This window comes from Embleya sp. NBC_00896 (assembly GCF_045207785.1).
Classification (GTDB): Bacteria; Actinomycetota; Actinomycetes; order Streptomycetales; family Streptomycetaceae; genus Embleya.
The window spans coordinates 2,841,001-2,859,534 of the sequence record NZ_CP108777.1; the positions used below are offsets into that span (position 1 = coordinate 2,841,001).

The 18,534-nt window shown below is 70.3% G+C and carries 17 protein-coding genes; 11 read left to right on the forward strand and 6 right to left on the reverse strand.

The features are described 5' to 3' along the window. Nucleotides 1–71 precede the first annotated feature (71 nt). The gene (locus OG928_RS46150) at nt 72–740 is read left to right on the forward strand and encodes a hypothetical protein (protein WP_331768005.1); all 669 of its coding nucleotides are present in this window, start codon (nt 72–74) and stop codon (nt 738–740) included. Nucleotides 741–1,089: 349 nt separating this feature from the next. On the opposite strand, the gene OG928_RS46155 is transcribed toward OG928_RS46150, so the two are convergent. Beyond that, nucleotides 1,090–2,130, reverse strand: coding sequence for a YbhB/YbcL family Raf kinase inhibitor-like protein (locus OG928_RS46155; RefSeq protein ID WP_331768006.1), 1,041 nt, complete (start codon nt 2,128–2,130; stop codon nt 1,090–1,092). 98 nt (nt 2,131–2,228) lie between these two features. On the opposite strand from OG928_RS46155, the gene OG928_RS46160 reads away from it, so the two are divergent. Both OG928_RS46160 and OG928_RS46165 read left to right on the forward strand, forming a co-directional pair. Further along, nucleotides 2,229–2,870: a GntR family transcriptional regulator gene (locus OG928_RS46160; RefSeq protein ID WP_406292140.1), complete on the forward strand. Its 642-nt coding sequence runs from the start codon at nt 2,229–2,231 to the stop codon at nt 2,868–2,870. A 165-nt stretch (nt 2,871–3,035) separates the two neighbouring features. Further along, complete coding sequence (locus tag OG928_RS46165; RefSeq protein WP_406291979.1) at nt 3,036–3,413, forward strand: hypothetical protein; 378 nt, start codon at nt 3,036–3,038, stop codon at nt 3,411–3,413. A gap of 35 nt (nt 3,414–3,448) precedes the next feature. On the opposite strand, the gene OG928_RS46170 is transcribed toward OG928_RS46165, so the two are convergent. Beyond that, nucleotides 3,449–4,027, reverse strand: a complete 579-nt coding sequence (locus OG928_RS46170; protein ID WP_406291981.1) for a hypothetical protein — start codon at nt 4,025–4,027, stop codon at nt 3,449–3,451. An 807-nt stretch (nt 4,028–4,834) separates the two neighbouring features. Here OG928_RS46170 and OG928_RS46175 point away from each other — a divergent pair. From OG928_RS46175 to OG928_RS46185, 3 genes are all read left to right on the forward strand, one after another. Next, a complete protein-coding gene (locus tag OG928_RS46175) occupies nt 4,835–6,415 on the forward strand; it encodes a serine/threonine-protein kinase (RefSeq protein WP_331768009.1) in 1,581 nt (526 codons plus the stop codon). Between the two features lie 534 nt (nt 6,416–6,949). Further along, a complete protein-coding gene (locus OG928_RS46180) occupies nt 6,950–7,321 on the forward strand; it encodes a hypothetical protein (RefSeq protein ID WP_331768010.1) in 372 nt (123 codons plus the stop codon). A 305-nt stretch (nt 7,322–7,626) separates the two neighbouring features. After that, entirely contained in the window at nt 7,627–8,058 is a 432-nt protein-coding gene (locus OG928_RS46185; RefSeq protein WP_331768011.1) for a DUF4240 domain-containing protein, read from the forward strand. Nucleotides 8,059–8,180: 122 nt separating this feature from the next. On the opposite strand, the gene OG928_RS46190 is transcribed toward OG928_RS46185, so the two are convergent. Beyond that, nucleotides 8,181–10,025, reverse strand: coding sequence for a DEAD/DEAH box helicase family protein (locus OG928_RS46190; protein WP_331768012.1), 1,845 nt, complete (start codon nt 10,023–10,025; stop codon nt 8,181–8,183). A gap of 51 nt (nt 10,026–10,076) precedes the next feature. Continuing rightward, complete coding sequence (locus tag OG928_RS46195; protein WP_331768013.1) at nt 10,077–10,574, reverse strand: hypothetical protein; 498 nt, start codon at nt 10,572–10,574, stop codon at nt 10,077–10,079. Nucleotides 10,575–11,249: 675 nt separating this feature from the next. On the opposite strand from OG928_RS46195, the gene OG928_RS46200 reads away from it, so the two are divergent. Further along, nucleotides 11,250–11,777 carry an abortive infection family protein gene (locus OG928_RS46200; RefSeq protein ID WP_331768014.1) on the forward strand — a complete coding sequence of 176 codons (528 nt, stop codon included), beginning with the start codon at nt 11,250–11,252 and terminating at the stop codon, nt 11,775–11,777. Between the two features lie 322 nt (nt 11,778–12,099). Here the strand turns inward: OG928_RS46200 and OG928_RS46205 are convergent, their stop codons facing one another. After that, on the reverse strand, nt 12,100–12,531 hold the full coding sequence (locus tag OG928_RS46205; RefSeq protein ID WP_406291984.1) for a hypothetical protein: 432 nt from the start codon (nt 12,529–12,531) through the stop codon (nt 12,100–12,102). Between the two features lie 450 nt (nt 12,532–12,981). Here OG928_RS46205 and OG928_RS46210 point away from each other — a divergent pair, with 450 nt between their 5' ends. Beyond that, on the forward strand, nt 12,982–13,848 hold the full coding sequence (locus OG928_RS46210) for a hypothetical protein (RefSeq protein ID WP_406291986.1): 867 nt from the start codon (nt 12,982–12,984) through the stop codon (nt 13,846–13,848). A 41-nt stretch (nt 13,849–13,889) separates the two neighbouring features. On the opposite strand, the gene OG928_RS46215 is transcribed toward OG928_RS46210, so the two are convergent. Beyond that, nucleotides 13,890–14,069 (reverse strand): hypothetical protein, encoded by a 180-nt coding sequence (locus OG928_RS46215; RefSeq protein WP_331768017.1) that lies wholly within the window; start codon nt 14,067–14,069, stop codon nt 13,890–13,892. A gap of 300 nt (nt 14,070–14,369) precedes the next feature. Here OG928_RS46215 and OG928_RS46220 point away from each other — a divergent pair, with 300 nt between their 5' ends. The 3 genes from OG928_RS46220 to OG928_RS46230 all read left to right on the forward strand — a co-directional run bounded on the left by OG928_RS46220 (nt 14,370) and on the right by OG928_RS46230 (nt 17,481). Continuing rightward, complete coding sequence (locus tag OG928_RS46220) at nt 14,370–15,434, forward strand: hypothetical protein (protein WP_331768019.1); 1,065 nt, start codon at nt 14,370–14,372, stop codon at nt 15,432–15,434. 207 nt (nt 15,435–15,641) lie between these two features. Beyond that, nucleotides 15,642–16,043 (forward strand): hypothetical protein, encoded by a 402-nt coding sequence (locus tag OG928_RS46225; RefSeq protein WP_331768020.1) that lies wholly within the window; start codon nt 15,642–15,644, stop codon nt 16,041–16,043. A 253-nt stretch (nt 16,044–16,296) separates the two neighbouring features. Beyond that, nucleotides 16,297–17,481 carry a methyltransferase domain-containing protein gene (locus OG928_RS46230; protein WP_331768021.1) on the forward strand — a complete coding sequence of 395 codons (1,185 nt, stop codon included), beginning with the start codon at nt 16,297–16,299 and terminating at the stop codon, nt 17,479–17,481. Nucleotides 17,482–18,534 lie beyond the last annotated feature (1,053 nt).

Below are 18,534 nucleotides of genomic sequence, written 5' to 3' on the forward strand. Positions count from 1 at the left end.
CATCGACGGATCCGGGTCCGATGGGCCGGTACCACGTATCCGTGCCCGGCCCAGTGCGTTCGCCTCGATGTGTGACAATCCGGGTCACGTTCCCGCACCGAATCGCCCAGTTGGACCGCGACGAGACATTCGTCGTCAAGACCAGCGCGGGCGGCGTGGACCGCTACGACTCGGTCACCGTCGCGGTGGACGAACCCGTCCTGCCCGGGCTGCGGGCGGACTCACTGATCGGCACCCCCGCCCTGACACTGACCGGGCTCTCGGTGACCTGCACGGGAACGCTCAACGTGGCGGAAGCGGTGAGGACCGAGAAGACCTGCACGGTCGACCGGGCGGTGACCGTCGGCGCCCTGGTCAGCGCGCAGAGCCTGACCAGCACGGGAGCGATCACGGCCACCGGCGCGAACCCGCGGATCACCGCGGGCACTCTGGTGGTGACCGGCGCCCTGCAAAGCGACGACACACTGGACGCGAGAAGAGGCCCGGTGAAGATCCTGGGCGAACCGATCGTGAGGAACGCCGCCGCCAACATCTCGGCCACCCCCGCCACGACCGACGGCTTCCTCGTCGGCTCGTCCCCCGGACAGATCAGGTTGGAGGACTCGACCGGGGCCTCGGCGTTCGACGAAGGAGACCACGCCACGGCGGCCCTGCCCGTCCATCGCGGCGACAACTACAACGGCGTCAAGCCGGTGTCCGGCACGGCACACTTCGCCTTCTACCCGATCGGGAAACCCTGAGGCCTCGACGGTCGGTACGAGGTCCCTCCGAAACGGCCCCGGTACGGAGCGACCGGGCCAAATCCACGCCCGCTCGAATGCATTGAATCCGCCCCCTGGAATCGATTCATGGGGCGGCGATGCATGACGGGTGTGGAGGACGACGATCGTCGGGTGCGGCGGTCGGCAGAGTCGGCCCCCGAGGAACCGCCAGAGAACCCGGGTCGCGGAGCGGGAACCGCTCGTCGGTGGACAGGTGTTCCAGGCGGACACGGGGAATGGGCCTGTCGCGGTCGCGCGCGACCTTGCGTCGCTCGGACGCCTCCGGCGCCTCGGGCGCGCCGGGGTGGTCGGTCAGGCGGTCGAACGGTCAGGCCGCGGCTCGCCGGCGGACGGTACGTTCGAGGATTCCGAGGGTGGCCTTGAGCGCCGACTCTGGGACCACCGGGAAGGTGAGGCGCCGCTTCCACTCCTCGGCGAGCCCCGACCAGTCGTAGTAGGACGTCACGAGGGTGCCGCTCTCGGCCGGCTCCAACCGGTAGCCGTACACGTGGCGGACGTGCGGTCGGATGCGGCCCTCGACGGTCCAGGCGATCTCCTCGTTCGGGACGAGCTTGGTGATCACGACCTCGACGTCGTACTTGCCCAGGGGGAAGTCCCCGAGGGCTTCCCGGTCCATGTGGACCACGAAGCGGTCGCCGGGGCGTTCCACCGGTCCGCCCTCGGCGTCGAGGAGCATTCCCGACGCGTCGATGTCCACGTGGCCCTGCGGGTCGGTCAGGACCGCGAAGACGGCTTCGGCGGAGGCGGGGACGAGGCGGGAGACCTCGACGCGTTCGACGACCTCGACCGGGTCTATCTCCTCGCCCTCGCCCGGAGTTCGCGCCGTGGCGGTCAGGGTCGCCCGGCCGAGAGTGTGGGTGGACATGGTGAAGCCGAGCTGGGCGGGGGTGCCGTCGACGGGGACGCCGATGGACTCGACGTCGAGGGCGTGTACGACCACGAGGTAGCGGTGCCGACCGTGCCCGGCCGGCGGGGCGGCGCCGATGAAGCGGGCCGCACGGGCGTCGTTGGGCAGCTGGAAGGCGCCTTCGGGCAGGCCCGAGCCGGTGCAGTCGCCCGCGCCCTCGGGGAGTTCGGTGACGCCGGCGGGGATGTCGGCGACCGCCCAGTGCCAGAAACCGGATCCGGTGGGGGCGTCGGGGTCGTGGATCGTGACGGCGTAGCTCCTGGTGCCTTCCGGCGCTCCGCTCCAGGCGAGGTGCGGGGAGAGGTCCCTGCCGCCCGGGATGCCGAACATGCCGGAGAGCTGCGCGGGCGCCCAGGGAGCGCCGTCGGCGACGGAGGTGCTGGTCACGGTGAACGGGGCAGCCTCGGCGGGGAGGCGGGTGAAGGGGTTGTCGGTGCTCATGGATCGACAATAACACGGATAATCGATTATCTGGAGGATCGTCTATAGTGAGCGGCGTGACTCAGACGTTCCCCGCCTCGTCCGCCCCGGCGAAGCAGATGCTTTCCGAGCAGGTGCACGCCCGCCTGCGGGACGCGATCATGCGTGGCGTACATGCCCCCGGTGACGCGCTCAAGCCGCAGGACCTCGCGCGGGCGCAGGGCGTGAGCCTGGCCGTCGTCCGCGAGGCGCTGGTGCGGCTAGTCGGTGAGGGACTGGCCGACCGGCTGCCCAATCGAGGGTTCGCCGTGCCGGCCTTCTCGGATCGGCGCTGGCAGGAGATCGCCGAGGCGCGCCGGGTCGTGGAGCCGGTCGTGCTGCGCATGTCCGTCGAGCGCGGCGACGTCGACTGGGAGGCACGCGTACGGGCGGCGCACCACCGGCTGGCCCGCACGGTGCCGTACGACACCGAGGAGGGCGAGTACTACAGCAGCGCCTGGGCCGAGGCACACCGGGTCTTTCACCGCACGCTGCTGGAGGGTTGCGGCAATCCGGTCCTGCTGGAGACGTTCGATCGCATGTGGACCGCAAGCGAGTTGGCCCGCCGCTGGTCGGCCCACCGCAACCCCGACCGCGACGGCATCGACGAACACCGCCGACTGGAGGAGGCGGCCCTGGCCCGCGACGCCGACACCGCGGCCGAGGTCCTGACCACACACCTCACCCGAACCGCGGCCGACCTGACCCTCCCGGAAACCTGACCCGGCTCCGGCTCCCCCGGTTGGCGTGCCGGGAACTACACACATGCCGAACTGTCTCTGGAACATCTGCTCGGCAAGGAATCGGATTACGTCCCGGATCTCGCCGAAGGCGGCGAGACGATGCTCTTGGGATGCTCGTGCGGCGTCTACGACTGCGGGGCGTTGATGGCGAGGATCGTACTCACGGCCGGCACCGTGACGTGGACGGGATTCCGCAACAGCCACCGTGACTGGGACTACCACACCATCGGGGACCTGACCTTCTCGCGCCGGCAGTTCGAGAACGCGTTCCGCGCGTGCGGCGGAGGCATCCACCGCGACGCGGAACTCGCGGCCCACCTTGACGGATCGGCTGAGCGTGAACCCGGGTTCGCCCGTTTGCTACGACTCCTCCGAGGACGGCGTCCCGTACTACGCCTGGTGGAATCGGTCCCACAGGTCGAGCACGCCGCGACGCGGCACGCGTCCGCCCGGCGTGATCATCCGCTGTCGTCGCCGTCGCCGAACTGTTCGTGCCGACGCTGGACCGAAGGCCGTTCCTGAGCACCCGGCCTGGGTCCCGCAGAACCAGGGCCAAGTCAGAACGGGGGTTGCCAGTCGCCCCAGTGCTCGGTGGGGCCGTGTCGCCATTCGGTTTCGTCCGACCAGGGCCACAGATAGCCTGCCCATTCACACTCCGGGATCGCGCCTTCCCAGTCGTCGGTGCAGCGCTCGGCCCAGGCTTCTCCCACCATGACCGGTCGCGTCAGCATGCGGCTGGTTGCCTCCTGCACGCGCAGCACCAGGCCCAGTCCGTTGGATCCGGGGTTTCCCCGCGGCCCGTAGGAAACCTGGATCACCTCGCAGTCGTGGGCATGGTGGAGGAACTGCTGCAGATCGGCGGGCATGCAGCCGGTCAGTTCACGTCCCCAGAGCTTCACCTGGGGGCCGCGGACGGCGTCGACGCCGACACAGAACAATCCGCCGTCGATGAGGTAGGCGTACACAGCGGGTTCTGCATTCGGCGTGCCGAACTCCACACCGATGATCTCTTCGAACGGGTCCGCCCGGAACCGACGCAACTCGATCATGCCCGGCAGCGCCGCCGCGACCTCGGCGATACGCATGCCGAAGCACAGCGGCCCGACGCTCTCCAGCGGCACGAGCTCCCAGTCCAAAAGCGCCGACCCCGTCACCGCGTCATGCGGCTCCGACCCCACCACTGCTCACCAGCCCCGTCCGCCCGCCAAGCCGTGCGCTTGCCGGCGCTCGGCATCCGCCCGGGCATTACATCAAGATCCCGTTCGTTCACGGAACCCAGGCAGGGCCCTGACCCACGCCTCCCTCCGGCAGGTTCAGGAGCAGGTACTCGTCCTGTCGTTCAACCTCCGGCAGCGGGTACTTGCGCTGCTCGATGGATTGCCGGTCATGATCGGACCGGTATCCACGCGTCTCGCGGACGCGTTTCCGAACCGCCCTGGCGGAGCGGGCCACCCGGGACCTGAAGGTCCTGATCCCGCATCCGTCTCGGCCGTAGCACCGACGCCACCCGCGCCCCGCCACCTCGGGTCGGTCCCGACCGGTGAAACACCGCCGACCCCTTCCGCTTGTCGCAGGGGCGGAGTACTGTTCCCGGTCCGTTGATCTTGGGAGGTGCCCCTTATGTGGGTGATCCGGGAATTCTTGTGGACAGGGTTTGTGGTTGACCGCTGACCGTCTGATCGATCCGAGTCCTGGAAGACAGGCGCCACGGGGTCTTATGGCCCCGGGGGCGGGGCCATGCGGGTGGATGATGCTGCTCTGTTGCGCCTTTGTGAAACTGGCTGTGGCGCGTATCTCAATTTCGTGACGCCAGCGGGCGGGTCGACCGATCCCTGAGGCCCGCTGCCGTGGCCTCGGACCGGATGTGTCGTGAGGTCTCCTTGTGGTTGACCGGTCGGCCGTAGCCTGTTGCCCGACATTGCCGTTGTCATCGGGGGTGGCGGGTGGAACGCGGGGAACTGGTGGCGGGACGTTACGAGTTGCTGAAACGGCTCGGCCGGGGTGGCATGGGCGAGGTGTGGGCCGGGCGAGACCGCGTGCTGCACCGGGACGTGGCGGTCAAGATGCTGGTCCTGGACGCGGCGGTACACGCGGATCTGCCGCGCCGGTTCGAGCGCGAGGCGGTGGCCGCCGCCCAGATCAACCATCCGAACGTGGTCGCCCTGTACGACCGGGGGATCCACGAGGACCTGTGGTTCCTGGTGATGGAGCGGGTCGAGGGCGCCAATCTCGCCGAGCACGTCCGCGACGGGGAACCGATTGATCCGGCCCGCGCGCTCGCCATCGCGCAGGAGGTCTGTGCGGCGCTGGTCGCCGCGCACCGGGCCGGGGTCGTCCACTACGACATCAAGCCGCACAACGTGATGATCACCCCCGACGGTGGGGTCAAGGTCGTCGACTTCGGCATCGCCGGGTTCCTCCAGACCGCCTTCACCCTCGCGGCCTCCTCCCAGCTCGCCCCCGCGGGCACCCCGCAGTACGGCGCGCCCGAGCAGTTCCTCACCGAACGCGGGGACGCCCGATCCGACCTGTACGCCCTCGGCAGCGTGCTGTTCGCCCTGCTCGCCGGCCGACCGCCGTTCATCGGCCCCACCAGCTTCGCGATCATGCAACTGAAGCTCACCGAGGACGCCCCACGCCTGGACACGCTCTGCGTGGGCCTGCCGCCCGCGCTGACGGACCTGGTCGCCGCACTCCTGGAACGCGACCCCGGCCGGCGCCCCCGGACCGCGGAGGAGGTCCACGAACACCTGGACCGGCTCCGGACCGCTCTCGCCGCCTCCGACACCCGGACCGCAACCGCCGTCACCGCCACGCCGTCGCGGCGCACACCCCCACCACGCATCGAACGCCGGCCGACTCGGGACGGTGCCTTCGACATCTCCTGGACCGGCCGGGAACCGATCACCGACTACGCCTCGGCCCGCGTACGCACGCCCGTGCTCGCGCTCTACCTCCTGATCCTCCTGGCGGTCGCGGCGACCAGTATCGGCGTCTGGATCGCCACGGACGGCATCGCCAAGACCCCAAGCAAGGAGGACAACCCCTGGGACGTGCTCCTCGTCCTGGCGATTGTGGCAGCGATATCGGCGTGCGCGATGCCCTTCGCGTTGGTGACGAGCACACGCCGCAACAGGCGCCACCGGAACGCGCTCCCGGGGCGAGCGCCCTGGTCACTCCATGTCGGCCCCGACGGCATCGTCACCACCGACGTCTTCAGCCGCACCGTCACCTGGGAACAGGCCAAGACCGTCACCGTGGAGACCGTCATCTCCACCTCTGTGCCCTACTCGTACCCCGCACTGCACGTCTCCTTCGTCGACAGCAACGTCACCCCGCTGCGTCCGGCAGGCTGGTTCTACGCCGGGACGGTTCCCGGCCAACGGTGGAGCCGTGTCCCCCTGTGTGTCCTCGGGCCGCTGACCGAGCAACAGCATTTTGAGCTCACCCAGGCCCTCGCCCGCCACGCGGGCCCCCGGTGGCGTCCGCAGGTCGGTTCCACAACGACACCGCGACGACGATGACACGACAGGTTCACGGGGCTCCCAGCACCGCAGACCCCCAGGCTCTGCCCCATGAGCGTCACTTCCGTTGTGATGGCGCCATCCGATTTTGGCGGAGCCACAGCCCCCGTCGTGTAGCGGGCGGTGTCCGCCCTGGCGCGGCCTTCCACAATCAACGGACGGCGGACCTTGTCATAGCGGCCGTTCGCTCGCGCCTGCTCGACCACCGCGGCGCGGTCGTGCAAGGCGTAGTCCGTCAGGTCACGCCGGACCGACGCCGGAACGTAGATCCAGCCGGCCGACTGCCCCTTCGCGATCGTGCCCGGCAGCCAGAACCTGCCGGGGCCTGTGGGAGCCTCCCACTCGACCACGTGGGCCTGCTCGGAAACGCGCCTGCCGGTGCGAACCATCAGGTCGCAGAAGGTGGCGTTTGCGCTCGCTCCAGCGACCCCGAAACCCAGCCCGGGGACGCCCGTCAATTCCGTAGCCCCGCACCCCAACAGGTCGACGAGGTTCCAAGGCGCAACACCTGCGGACCGTACGCGATCACGGTCAATGACCAGGCGCACACAAGCAACCACCAACGACGATGGCGTCACCTGCCGGGCCGTGATGACCCAAGAGGCCGCAGCCCGCCCCGACGAGGAACACCGCGCGATGTACCGCCGCCTCGAACCACTCCTCCAAGGCCCGCCGAACCCCGCACTGGCACCGATCAACCGCACCCTGAACACCAACCTGAACGCCTTCGTCCTCGAACGCCTCGAAGGCCTCCACACCAGCGGCCACCACGTCGGCCTCAACGACCTGGTCCCGGGCCTGCTGCGCCCGGACATCGACCCGCAACTCCTGGCGACCATGAACCTGTTGTTCGACCAACAGATCGAGAGCATCGCGGACCGGGTCCGGCGCGGCGTGTCGACCTGAACCCGTCCACGGGCGACCGGTGTTCCCCTCCGCCGGGTCGTCCGCGCGACGAACGAGAAGGGCTCCGGCCGCGCGTTGCCGCGGCCGGAGCCTTTCCTCGTCGACCTGCGCGAGGCACAGCCCGCACGGCACGCCACGAGGCGAGTATGTGTGGACCCCGCGAAGGACACCCGACCACCCTTCGCAAGGCCGAGCCCTTCCTCGCCTTCGTCGGCATAGCCGCAACCCTCATCGGCTACCGACGATTGGCCGAGGCAACCACCTGACTACCTGGCTTGTCATACCCACGCGCCATGCTCTCCGACATGGACGAAAACGCCTTCTGGCAGCTCATCGAAGCGTGCAACCCCTCTGTCCCCGACCCCGGGGGCCATAAGCTCGCTGCTGCCCTGACAGCCCGCCTGGTGAACGCCCCTGTATCTGATGTGGTCGGCTTCGCCGAGCAGCTCTCCTGGGTCCTGTACAGGCTGGACCGGGAGGAATACGGAGATGGCCTGTCGGGCGATCAGTTCCTCTACACCCGAGCGGCGGTCGTCGCAGCCGGCCGTGAGGAGTACGAGAGCGTACTTCGAGCCCCACAGCGGTTCATGCCGTACGCGAGCGACCTCGTCTGGGCCGAGGCCCTGCTCTACGTACCCGACAACGCGTACAAGCACCTCACCGGCGACGACTGGGACCGCCGCACCCGCTACAGCTATGAGTCGTACTCCAACACAGCCGGATGGTCCCACGTATAGGCGCCGGCGGTCGCTCCTACCCCACCATCTGAATCGACTTCTTTGGTCGAGGATGCCGCCAGGGGCTCTCAGCCAGCAGGCCACCTCCGAGAACTCACCAACCCTGGCGGGACACCCTCCCCCTACACCCACCGCATCCCGAGTGCGGTGAGGGCATCGACGCGCTCCCGCGCCCAGGAAGCCTGTCGTTGGCGTGCGTTGGCGATCGCCACACCCAACTTCACCCGGTGTGCCTCACCGCCCGCCTCGACGGTCTCGACGTGTTTGCGCGGCACGGTCAAATGCCCCTCCCGCTCACGGAACGCCGCCGCCGCGGCCAGGGTCAGCGCCCACCGGTCCACTGAAGCCGCGCGCTGCGCCGGGACCTCGGCCACTTCGACGCCGACCCCGGCCAGGGCCTCCCGCTGTGCCAGCGTCAGGCCCGTCCCGCCGCGCCGTTGCCGTTCCAGCCAGGCTCCGATGTCCTCGCCGCCGATGGTGTGTCCGGGCACGAGCTCGTCGAGGCTTCCGCCGCTTTCGGTGTGCAGTCGTACCGTCGTGAGTATGCGTTGCCGGTCCAGGGACCACCGCCGGGCGGGCTCGTCGCGTCCGGTGGGCTCGAAGAGTGGGGCGGGTTCGCGGTCGGTGTGCGCGGCGAATTCGCCCAGCACCCGCCGCCGGTGCTCGGTCTCGTGTTCGCAGCACAGCCAGTTCGCCCACACCGCCGCCGGATACCGCTGCGGGTCCGTTTCGTGCAGTCGCTTCGCGACGTCGGGCAGGGTCTCCGCGCACGCCTGGGCCTCCGCCGTCCGCGCGTGATAGGCGATGACGGTGTTCAACTCCTGGTCGGCGGCGACTCGCAGTACGGCGGTCTGCAGGGCGGCCAGGCGTGCGGCCCGGTACTCCTCGACCTCCTCGAGAGTGCGCCGGCCCGGGCCGCGGTTGAGGTCGAGGCCGCCGGCCTCGGCCAGGTTCTGGACGGTGGGGTCGGCGACGTCGACCACCACGATCCGAGGCTTGGCGAGCAGGCCCAGGCGCACGCCGGCCGCGAGTTCCAGGCGGTGGACGGTGGGGCCGAAGATTTCCTCGTTCTCCATGGATGCGACGGCGTGGAGCGGCAGTGGCGAGTGGATCGGACGTCCACCGCGCACTCGGATCGGCCCGGCGCCGCCCTCGTCGTCCTCGTCACCTTCGTTGTCCCGGCCGGCTTCGTCCTGGGCAAGGTTGTCGAGCCCACCCGGGCCCGCCGCCTCCGGGTTGTCCCATGCCTCGTCGTCGGCGAGGACCGAGGGCCGTTCGGCTTCGCCCTCGCCGGTGCCTTCGCTGTAGGTGCTGTTGGCGGGTGGTTCCCACACGCGTGGGGTCGCGGTGAGGTACAACCGCCCCTGGGCGGGGAGGCGTCGGTCGTCGTGGACGGCTCCCCACTCTTTCGCGAGCGATCCGCTGGTGCGGTGTCCCTCGTCGATACACACGAGCCTCCACGGTGCAAGGCGCAGCCCGTACACGCCCGTGTGGGCGTCCAGGATCGTGCCCAGCGACTGGTAGGTGGCGTACACCGTCAACGGCCCGTCGGCCCGGGCCCACAGGGCGAGTTGCGGGGCGCTGGTGGTCGCCCGCACCCCGGCGCCGCCCAACGCCGCGTCGCCGCCGAAGGAACACACCGCCACCTGCGTCCCGCCCACGCGCCCGGCCCGCTGCCACGCCCGGACGGTCTGGACGAGGAGGTCGCGGCCCGGCACGAGGACCAGGACGCGGTCGTGCGCGGCGAGGGTTGTGGCGGTTGCGGCGGCGACCCAGGTCTTGCCGGTGCCGCAGGCCATGACCGCGGTGGCGCGGCGTCCGCTGTATCGGGCGCTGCCCACTGCTGTGGGGTCCGGGTTCTCCAGTTCGCGGACGACGGCGGTCAGGGCGTCGCGTTGGTGGGGGCGCAGCGTCGGAGTGGTGTTGCGGGCGGGTCGGCGTGCGATGGGGGCGTTGGGGTTGGGCATCGGGGTCTCCGCGTGGGGCGAGCCGGGTGTCCGTGTCGGGGGTGGGTGACCTCAGGCCCGTGTGTCCTGGTGATTGGGTGCGGTGGGGGCGTCGCCGGGGCCCACGGGCCACGGGCTCCGGAGTTTGGAGGGAGAGCTTTTGCCGATGCGGCGGCGGTAGAGGTCCTGGGCGCCTTGTTCGGTGATGCCGAGGCGCTCGCCGATCTCGCGCCAGGTCATCCGCGGCTTGCCGTCGGCGGTGGGGGTGCGTGCGGCGCGCAGCAGTTCGGCCTCGCAGTGCTCCCACCAGTTGCGCGCGGCGGGCACCGCCTCGAGGGCGTCGGCGACGTCCTCGACGGCCAAGCGGTTCGGGTCGCCGGCCAGCGCAGCGACGATGGATCGGCCGACGACGTGGGTGATCGCCAGGTACGGCTCGGCGTTCGTGTCCAGCGCCCGCTCCACATCGCGTTCGATCGCCTCGTGGTGGCGTGTGATGATCCGCGCGGCGGGGTGGTCGCCGCCGAGAGGGCTTGCCGGGGACGGGGATGCCTTCTCGCCTGGGGTGGTCATTCCGCCACGCTACGATGCCCAAAGTTTCCTTGACAAGGATTCCTTGAGCAGCCCGTCGCGTGTTCAGCGTTCAACGAGAAACGAGCGGCGATCACCGGGCCTCGACCCCCCGGCTCCTGCCGCTCGCACAGCCAGCGGGGGAGGACGCGGTGGGCCGCTCGTGCACACGACACATCGACCGCCGCATTCCGATCACGACGCAACACCGTCGAGCCGCGCCGGACGAGACCCCCGTGCGCGCAACGAGCCGAGGAAGACCGTCAAGCCGACGCACCGCAGTGTGGGCGATGCGGGCCGGCCTTGCTCGAATGTTCCGCCGGGCGGACGCGTTGCGGGGGTGAAGGTCGGGCTGTCTCCGGTGTGCGGTGCCGCTGCGGTGGACTGTCAAGGGCTCTGTTCGCTCGCCTCGATACATGGCACCGATCGATGATCGGAAGGCTTGTGGGGGCTCACCGGCGCCTTGGCGCGGGTCCGGTACATCGTCTGCATCGGTGCGGTGAACGACTGACAGTGAGGATGTGTGGTGGCTCCTCCGCCGGGTCTGACTCACCAACTGACCGACGCCGACAGGTTGTCTTTTGCGGGATTCGTCGGCTCGCGTGGAGGGGTCGCCGCACGCGACCGGACGGGCGTCCGTGACCTCAGGTCCCCGACGGCGCGATCAGCGGCCGACCCGTGTACAGGGCCCGCCGCCGCACCTCGTTCCACGGCGGACTGCCCGAACTCAAACTCGACACCCGCCCGCTGCTGACCGACCCCGTGGTCCTGCACGAGCACCTCGGCCGGATCCGCGACGGGATCGAACGCGACCCCGCCGCGGCGATCGCCTCGTGCAAGGAACTCGTCGAGAGCCTGCTCAAGATGATCCTCGACAAGAGCACGGTCGAATACACCAAGAACGACAACATCCCCAAGCTCTATACACAGGTCGCCGCGCTGCCGGCCCTCAAAGCCGAATCCGTCCCCGCGAGCGCGAAGGGCAGCGAGGCGTCCCACAAAGTCCTGGGCACCCTCGCGCAGACGGTCAACTCCCTCGCCGAACTTCGCAACCAACTCGGCCTGGGCCACGGCCGCACCACACCCAGCCCCGCGCTCGCCCGCCACCCGCGCCTCGCGCTCAACGCCACCGTGACCGTTGCCGAGTTCCTCCTCGACACCTGGCACGAACGCGTCGACAAGGGCCTCCTCACACCCACACCCTGAAACGGCAGGAACGCGAACCGACGACGTCGAACGGGCAACACCACCTCCACGACCCCGGAGAGTCCCCACACACCGCCCACCGGCCGCGACGCCCATCCGGGCATCACCACTCCCCGGACGTCCCGCTGCGCCGCCGTCGCGCCGATCCCTGTGGGCATGGCCGAGCGACTCGAGCGACCGACGACCCGAATTCCCCTCGCGATCGAGCTACCTGCCTGCCCTTCCCCCGTCCTGCGCACATCCAAGAAGGACGCCCGGATTTCCCGTGTCACCGACTCGACCTGTTGCCATCGGATCCCGATCCCGGGCTGGTCGGTGCGTGTCAGCAGGCCACTCCCGCACCGCGCCACGCCAGCAGGACCTCGTCCAACGCCGCCCGGGCCTCCGGGCTGCCCGACCCCGGGTTCAGCACCAAGTGGGCCACCAATGTGCGGGCGGCGGGCAGATCGAGAGTGAGCACCGTGAGAACCCTCTCCAAAGCGCTGATCACACCACGCAGATCGATCACATGGCCACAGTCGAGGTAGTCGGACAGCAGATCGGCCAGGCGCTCGCCGTCGTCGTTGGCGCCGTCGGCGGCCCGGACCAGTGCCGCATGACAGGCCCACACCGCGTTCAAGGCATAGGCGGGCAAGGACACGACCCGCAGGTTTTCGGCACGGTGGTCGGTAGCGACGCAGTCCCCCACCACCTCGGCGGCCATCTGCCATGTCAGGGCCGGCCGCAGGTAGCGGGTGTCGTCGAGGGTGCGCACGGCAGCCGACCCCATGGTCCCCAGCACCTCGCCGACCAATCGGGCGTCGGTACTCCAAGCCGCCCCGGAAGGCAGGAGCACGGGGCGGTCGGGACCGGAGTCGGAAAGGCGGCTGCTCATACCGAAGACCTGCCCTCCCAGCCGCGCGACGGCACGCGACACCCCTCCAACCGTTCGAGCGAACCCTCGCACGTGTCCGGAGCGTCGCCGACGCCGGCGACGACACCGCCCTCCACACCCGTCGGGCCGCGATGCGCGCCCTGACCACCGCCCGCGCCGAAGCCCGAGCCGACAACGCCCGGGACCGGGCCGGGCTCGTGGACCGTCTGCTGTTGCGCCCGCGAACGTGACGTCCGCGGGCGGGCCTCGTTGGGAGGGCAGCCGTTGCGCAGGGCGCCACGTGCCGTGGCCGACCCGGGGTCTCCGGCTTGTGGATCCGAAGGGAGGAACATGGCGAGATTGAAGGAAGACTGGCAAGGCGCGCCCACGTACATCAGGGTCGTCAGCTGGGTTTCGGTGCTCTGCGGCGTGCTGGCGCTCGTGGGTTGCGTGGTATGGGATCTGCGGTTCGGCTGGGGCCACTTGGCGTACGTGCCGAACGTATTCTCCAGCCTCACAGGCTTGCTGTTCGGCGTGCCTTTCGCATTGTTCGTCCTCAACGCACTCGGCAAGGACCAAGCGGAGCGCTCGGAGCAACGAGCGGTCCTCGTTCTCGCGCGCCAGGTCGCCGATGATTTCCACCGGACCGTGCAGAGCTGCATCCGCCCGAGCGCCGAGGCATCCATCGCGAGCCTGGTCACGAAGGCCGACGAGTTCTACGAACACGCGGTCACGAACACGGTTGCCGCCCGGACGCGGCCGGGACGCGGAGTGCGGGCACGGCAAGTGAGCACGGACGTATGGGAGCAAGCCCTCACCGCAGGGTGCGCTTTCGTGGAGCAAGTCGCAGCGGCGACGAACCTCTCGACGAGCAAGCAGGCCGCACGGTGGGCAGCCATGGTCGAGTCGGAGTGGCGTTTCCTGGACCGAGACATCCGAGTGCGCCTGGTCGCAGCCGGCTGTCCCTGGCTGGATCGGAATCTCGCCCAGACGATCCGCTTGGACGTTGACATCCTGGCCGGTGACGCCGCGCGATGTCTGTACGGGACGCGGCACCTGATCGCCGAGATTCGGTCGACGCGCGGCCGCTCGGAACCTTCGCCGGTCGACGTCGAGGCGCTGGCACAACGCGCGCTTCAGTCGCGCGAATGGGCGTATGCCTTGGCAGAGGTGATCGAGAAGTCGAAGGAGCCGGCCGATTTCTGGCCCGCGAATTAGATTCCCAGCCCCGCACGCGCCCCGGTCGATGCCTCGGCGGTCTATCCGCCGTGTCGGCCCGGGGTCCGGTTCGGTGTACCGAGCCGGTGCGCAGTGACGCGCCGCCACCCGCGCAGCGTTCCCACGACGTCATGGTTGACGGCCGTGATCTCGCGTGTGGCGGTGTCGGCCCGGATCGGGTGCAGGCCCGGGACGACGGTGCGGGCCTCGGTATCGGTCAACGGTTCCAAGCGGACCCTGCGGTAGATGAGCGAGTGCAGGTTCGGGCCCGTTTGGGCAGGCCCGCGCTCCAGGCGGGGGAGCCGATCGCGATCAGCGCGAGATCGACGTGCGGGTCCTCGGCCAGGGTGGCGAAATACTCCAACGCCTCGCCGGAGAGCACGTCGGCGCGGTCCAGGACCACGGTACGGCGGGCGCGTTCGAACGGCGGTGTGCGCGTCGTCCGTACCCGGGCCCCACGTCGTCGGAGGCGCGTGGGAGTGTGGAGTGGTCGGTGACGGGTCGGGGTTCGGGGGAACCGTATGCGCGGATGGGCGAAGCGTCTGGGTGCGACGGCGGTGCTGGTGTGGGCGGGCACCGTGGTGGTGGGGTGTTCGTCGGGTGGTGGCGGCCGGGACAGCGCGCCCGCGCCGAGCGCGTCGACGGTGGTGCCGGCCCCCGACCCGCCGGTGATCTCCGAGGCGGAGGCCCGGAAGGTCCTGGAGCACTACGACGCCGAGAACAACGCCGCCAACGCCGCGCTGGACGGCGACCGCCTCGCCGGCGTCGAGGGCGGCGAACTGCTGGAGGCGTCGCTGGCCGCGTACCGTGCCGACCGACTGACGAAGGACCGCAAACCCTACGAGCCGTTCACCCACCTGGAACCGCGGTTCTGGATCCCGCGCGGGAGCGGTCATCCCCGCACGTTCGTCGCCATCGCCGCCACCCACGCCGACGACGAGAACCAGGCGGTGGTCCACTTCGTGCAGGACGCGCCCGGCACGCCGTGGAAGGCGGTGTTCACCGCCCACGCGTGGGTCGGAGACCCGCCCGCAAGCGCGAGCCCGAGCCCCGAGCGTCAGGCCATTCCCAAGCTCGAGGACGTCGCCCGGGACGCCTCCGGTGCCGCGCGCACGGCCCCCGCCGGGGCGGCGGGCGGGGTGTGCGAACGGTACGCGGCTTTGCTGTCGGTGAGCGGCGACAGCCCCGACACCACCGATCCGGGCCTCGCGCCCGGGAGTTGGACCACCGACCTGCGCAAGAGGGTCCTCGACGACGCCCGCCGGGACGAACGCATGTCGCAGATCACCACCGTCACCGCCCGCCCCGTCACCCGGCAGGTCTTCGAAACCGCCTCCGGCGCCCGGCTCATCCCCTGCGTCCTGGACAAGGCGATCGACACCAAGGCGCTGGTGCCCGAAGCGAACCTGAGGGCAACCGTCCCCAGGACCATCGCACTCTTGGGCAGGGACGGGCCGTTCACCGAGATCCGGACCACGTTCCTCGCGTGCGTCCTCGTCCAGGTCCCGTCCGCGCCGGATGCGCCCGCCACCGTCGTCACCGGCGAACTGGGCCGTTCGAAGGCCCTGGACGCCACCGCAACGTAGACGCGAGCCCGGGCCGGGCTCTCGCCCCCTTCGGCTCCCGCGCCGTTCCCGCCGTCGTCGACGGGGAACTCGTCATGCGGCGGGCCGTGTCCCCGGGAGCGTCGTGTCGTTGGGGAGTTCGGTGGTTTCGAACGCCCGGCCCCCAACTCGCCGCTGCGCGGCGGCGCGGGCGCGGTTCATCCGAAGCTGCAACGCGTCGAAGGCGAGTTGGCCGTCGGACCACACGACGAGTTCGCCGTCCAAGAGAGGTTCGCGGCGACCACGGCCGCGCTCGTGCAGTGGGTGTGCACGGCCATTGGCGAGACGTACGGCGACAACTCGGACGACCGTGTGGCGCAGGCCCACGGGCCGCTGGGGACGCCGTTCCGGGGCCTGGCGCTGGCGTACGCCGACGCGTGGCAGGCCGAGTACGCCGCGATCCGCGCGTGCTGCGCGGGGACGAGACCCGAGCGGCGCCGGGCCGCGGCCGGTGACGCCGTCGACACGATCACCCACCTCGACTCCTTCGCCGACCCGCTCGCCGACGAAACCGTCGACCCCCAGGACGACATCCTCGTGGCCGAGATCGGCAAGACCCCCCACGTCTTCCTCCCACACCCCACGCCGTGACGACATACCGAGGCACTTCGACCGGGCCGCAGAGGGCGAGCCCGGGTGCATGGGTCGTGCTCCCAAGAGCTTGCGATCACGTGGCGTGGGCGAGGATGCTCGATCTGTGACGGTGCGTCGAGCGTGGGGGAGGTCGCGCGGTGGGTGAGCACGAGGGTGACAAGGATTTCGGTCAGCAGAAACCGAGTCCGGACGGTTCGAAGCCGGCGCCGGTGCCGGGGCGGCACAAGAAGGACGACCCCAAGGACGGCAAGTGACCGAGCACGACCCGCTCGCGCATGCCCGACGACTCGCGGACACCGTGGCCACCACGATTCCCGGCCTGGACCCGCGGTGGCGCGAGGCGATCGCAACCGTGCGCAGGGACCTGTTCCTGCCGGACCGCGTCTGGACCGACACAAGCCCCGTCGACCGTTCCGTCGACGAGCAGGCATGGTGGGACGCGGCGTACGACGACATCCCGGTGATCACCGCGATGGACGGCGCGCCCGGCCGTGAGGACTGGCCCACCTCGTCCGCCTCGCAGCCCTCGGTCGTGGCGGCCATGCTCGACCTGCTCGACCCCACCACGGGCCCGTTCCTGGAGATCGGCACCGGCACCGGGTGGAACGCCTGCCTCCTACGCGCCGCCACCGGGCGTGAGGTGGTCAGTGTCGAGATCGACCCGGACCTGGCCCGATCGGCCCGTGGCGCGTGCGAACGCGCGGGCGTACACCCGCACATCGTCACTGCGGACGGCACCCTCGGACACCCGTCCCGAGCCCCGTACGCCGCCGTGGTGGCGACGTGCTCCGTGCACATCGTCCCTCCCGCCTGGGTCGAACAGACCCGCCTCGGCGGGACGCTCCTGGTCCCGTGGACCTCGCCGTGGGTGTCCTACGGCATCGCCCGCCTGACCCGCGACGACGACGGGGGAGCGACCGGCCCGTTCGCCGCCCTGGGCTCGTTCATGCCGCTGCGCACCGCCGCGGCCGGGTACGACGAGAGCCCGCCGACCGTGGACCACGACGCCCCCACACGTGAGCGCGTGTCGGACCTGGCGCCGTGGGCCGTGCAACCCGAGGAGCCCGAGGCCGCGTTCGTCGTCGGCGCCACCCTGCCCGGATACCGCTTCCTCACCGCCCGCGCCCACGACCCGCAGCCGGGGGATTGGTGCTGCACCCTGCGGGTGATCGACGCCACCGGCGCGAACTGGGCCGACATTGACCACGATCTCGGCCGGGACGAGGGCCCGTTCGCGGTCACCGTGCACGGCGAACGTGACGTGTGGGCCGACATCGAACACACCCACGCACGCTGGGCCGCCCAAGGCCGCCCAGGACCCGAACGCTTCGGCCTGCGCGTCGAGCCCGACGGCGCCCAACACGTGTGGTTCGACCACCCGTCCGGCCCCACTTGGCCCCTGGCCAAGATGGGCCACCACGCGACGACGACCTGAAGCCGCCGGTGCCGCGCGAGGTCGCCTCTGCGACTACTCTGCGCCCGTCTTCCCCGGCTCCCTCCACACCCAACCATTTCGTCCGAGTCGAAGACACGCCGAGACATCCGGCTCGCCGGCGTTTCATCAGCGCATACCGAGTTCGGTGAGCAGCCGCGCGCTTCTCACTCAGCGAGTCGCGCCTGGAACGCCGGTTGTTGAGCCATTACCCAGGCGCGCCTAGACCTCGTCGAGCCTCTGCCGCCTGTCCTCGTGCCGCGGCCGCCTCCGCTGCGGCCCTGAGTCGGTCCTCCTCGAGGGGCAACAGGCAGGCCAACGCGTCAAGGGCCTCAGCGATTTGCTCCCGCCAGTCGGCGAACTCGACGGAGTTCGCATCGGACGGCTGCTGCGATTTCACGGAGCGAAGATGGCGCAAGGCGTGCTTGAGCTCGGGGTCAACCACGAGACTTCTTTCGATCGATACACGCGGTCGATTCCATCGTGCACCACGTCCGGGGACACGGCCCAGCCTGTTTCGGCCCTCCCGGGTGCGCGATGACACGGTTGCGAGCTGCGGTCCCGCGTGGTCGCCCGCGCACGCCCCGTTCCACGCGTATCCGCCCCGGACAGGGGCACCGGGCACTGGGCACTGGGCAGGAAGTCTTCCGGACGATGTGCTCTTCGCGGGGCAACAAGAAGCCGTCCACGCAGCGCGAGTTCACACTGTGGCCGGCCGATGGGAACGCCGGTCCCGGGTTATATGTGGACCAACACTCCGGGGCCTGAGGTGTTCGAGACGGCGCGGCGCACGGGTCCCGGCCTGATCCTCGTCGAGATCGAGACCGCCCTGTGGTGAGACGGCCGCGGTCGCCGCGAACGCACCCGTTTCGACCTGACCGCTACTTCGAGCGGGCAGACTCTGTGGCCGGATGATCCCTCGAACGCCCTGCCGCGCGAAGCCGCCCCGACCGGCGGTGCCCAACTTGCCCGCCCGACGCGGCGACCGCGGCCGTGCTCGCCGCGCTCGACCAGGCCGCGCACGATGACGCTCTCCTTCCACACTCCCGGCCTTCA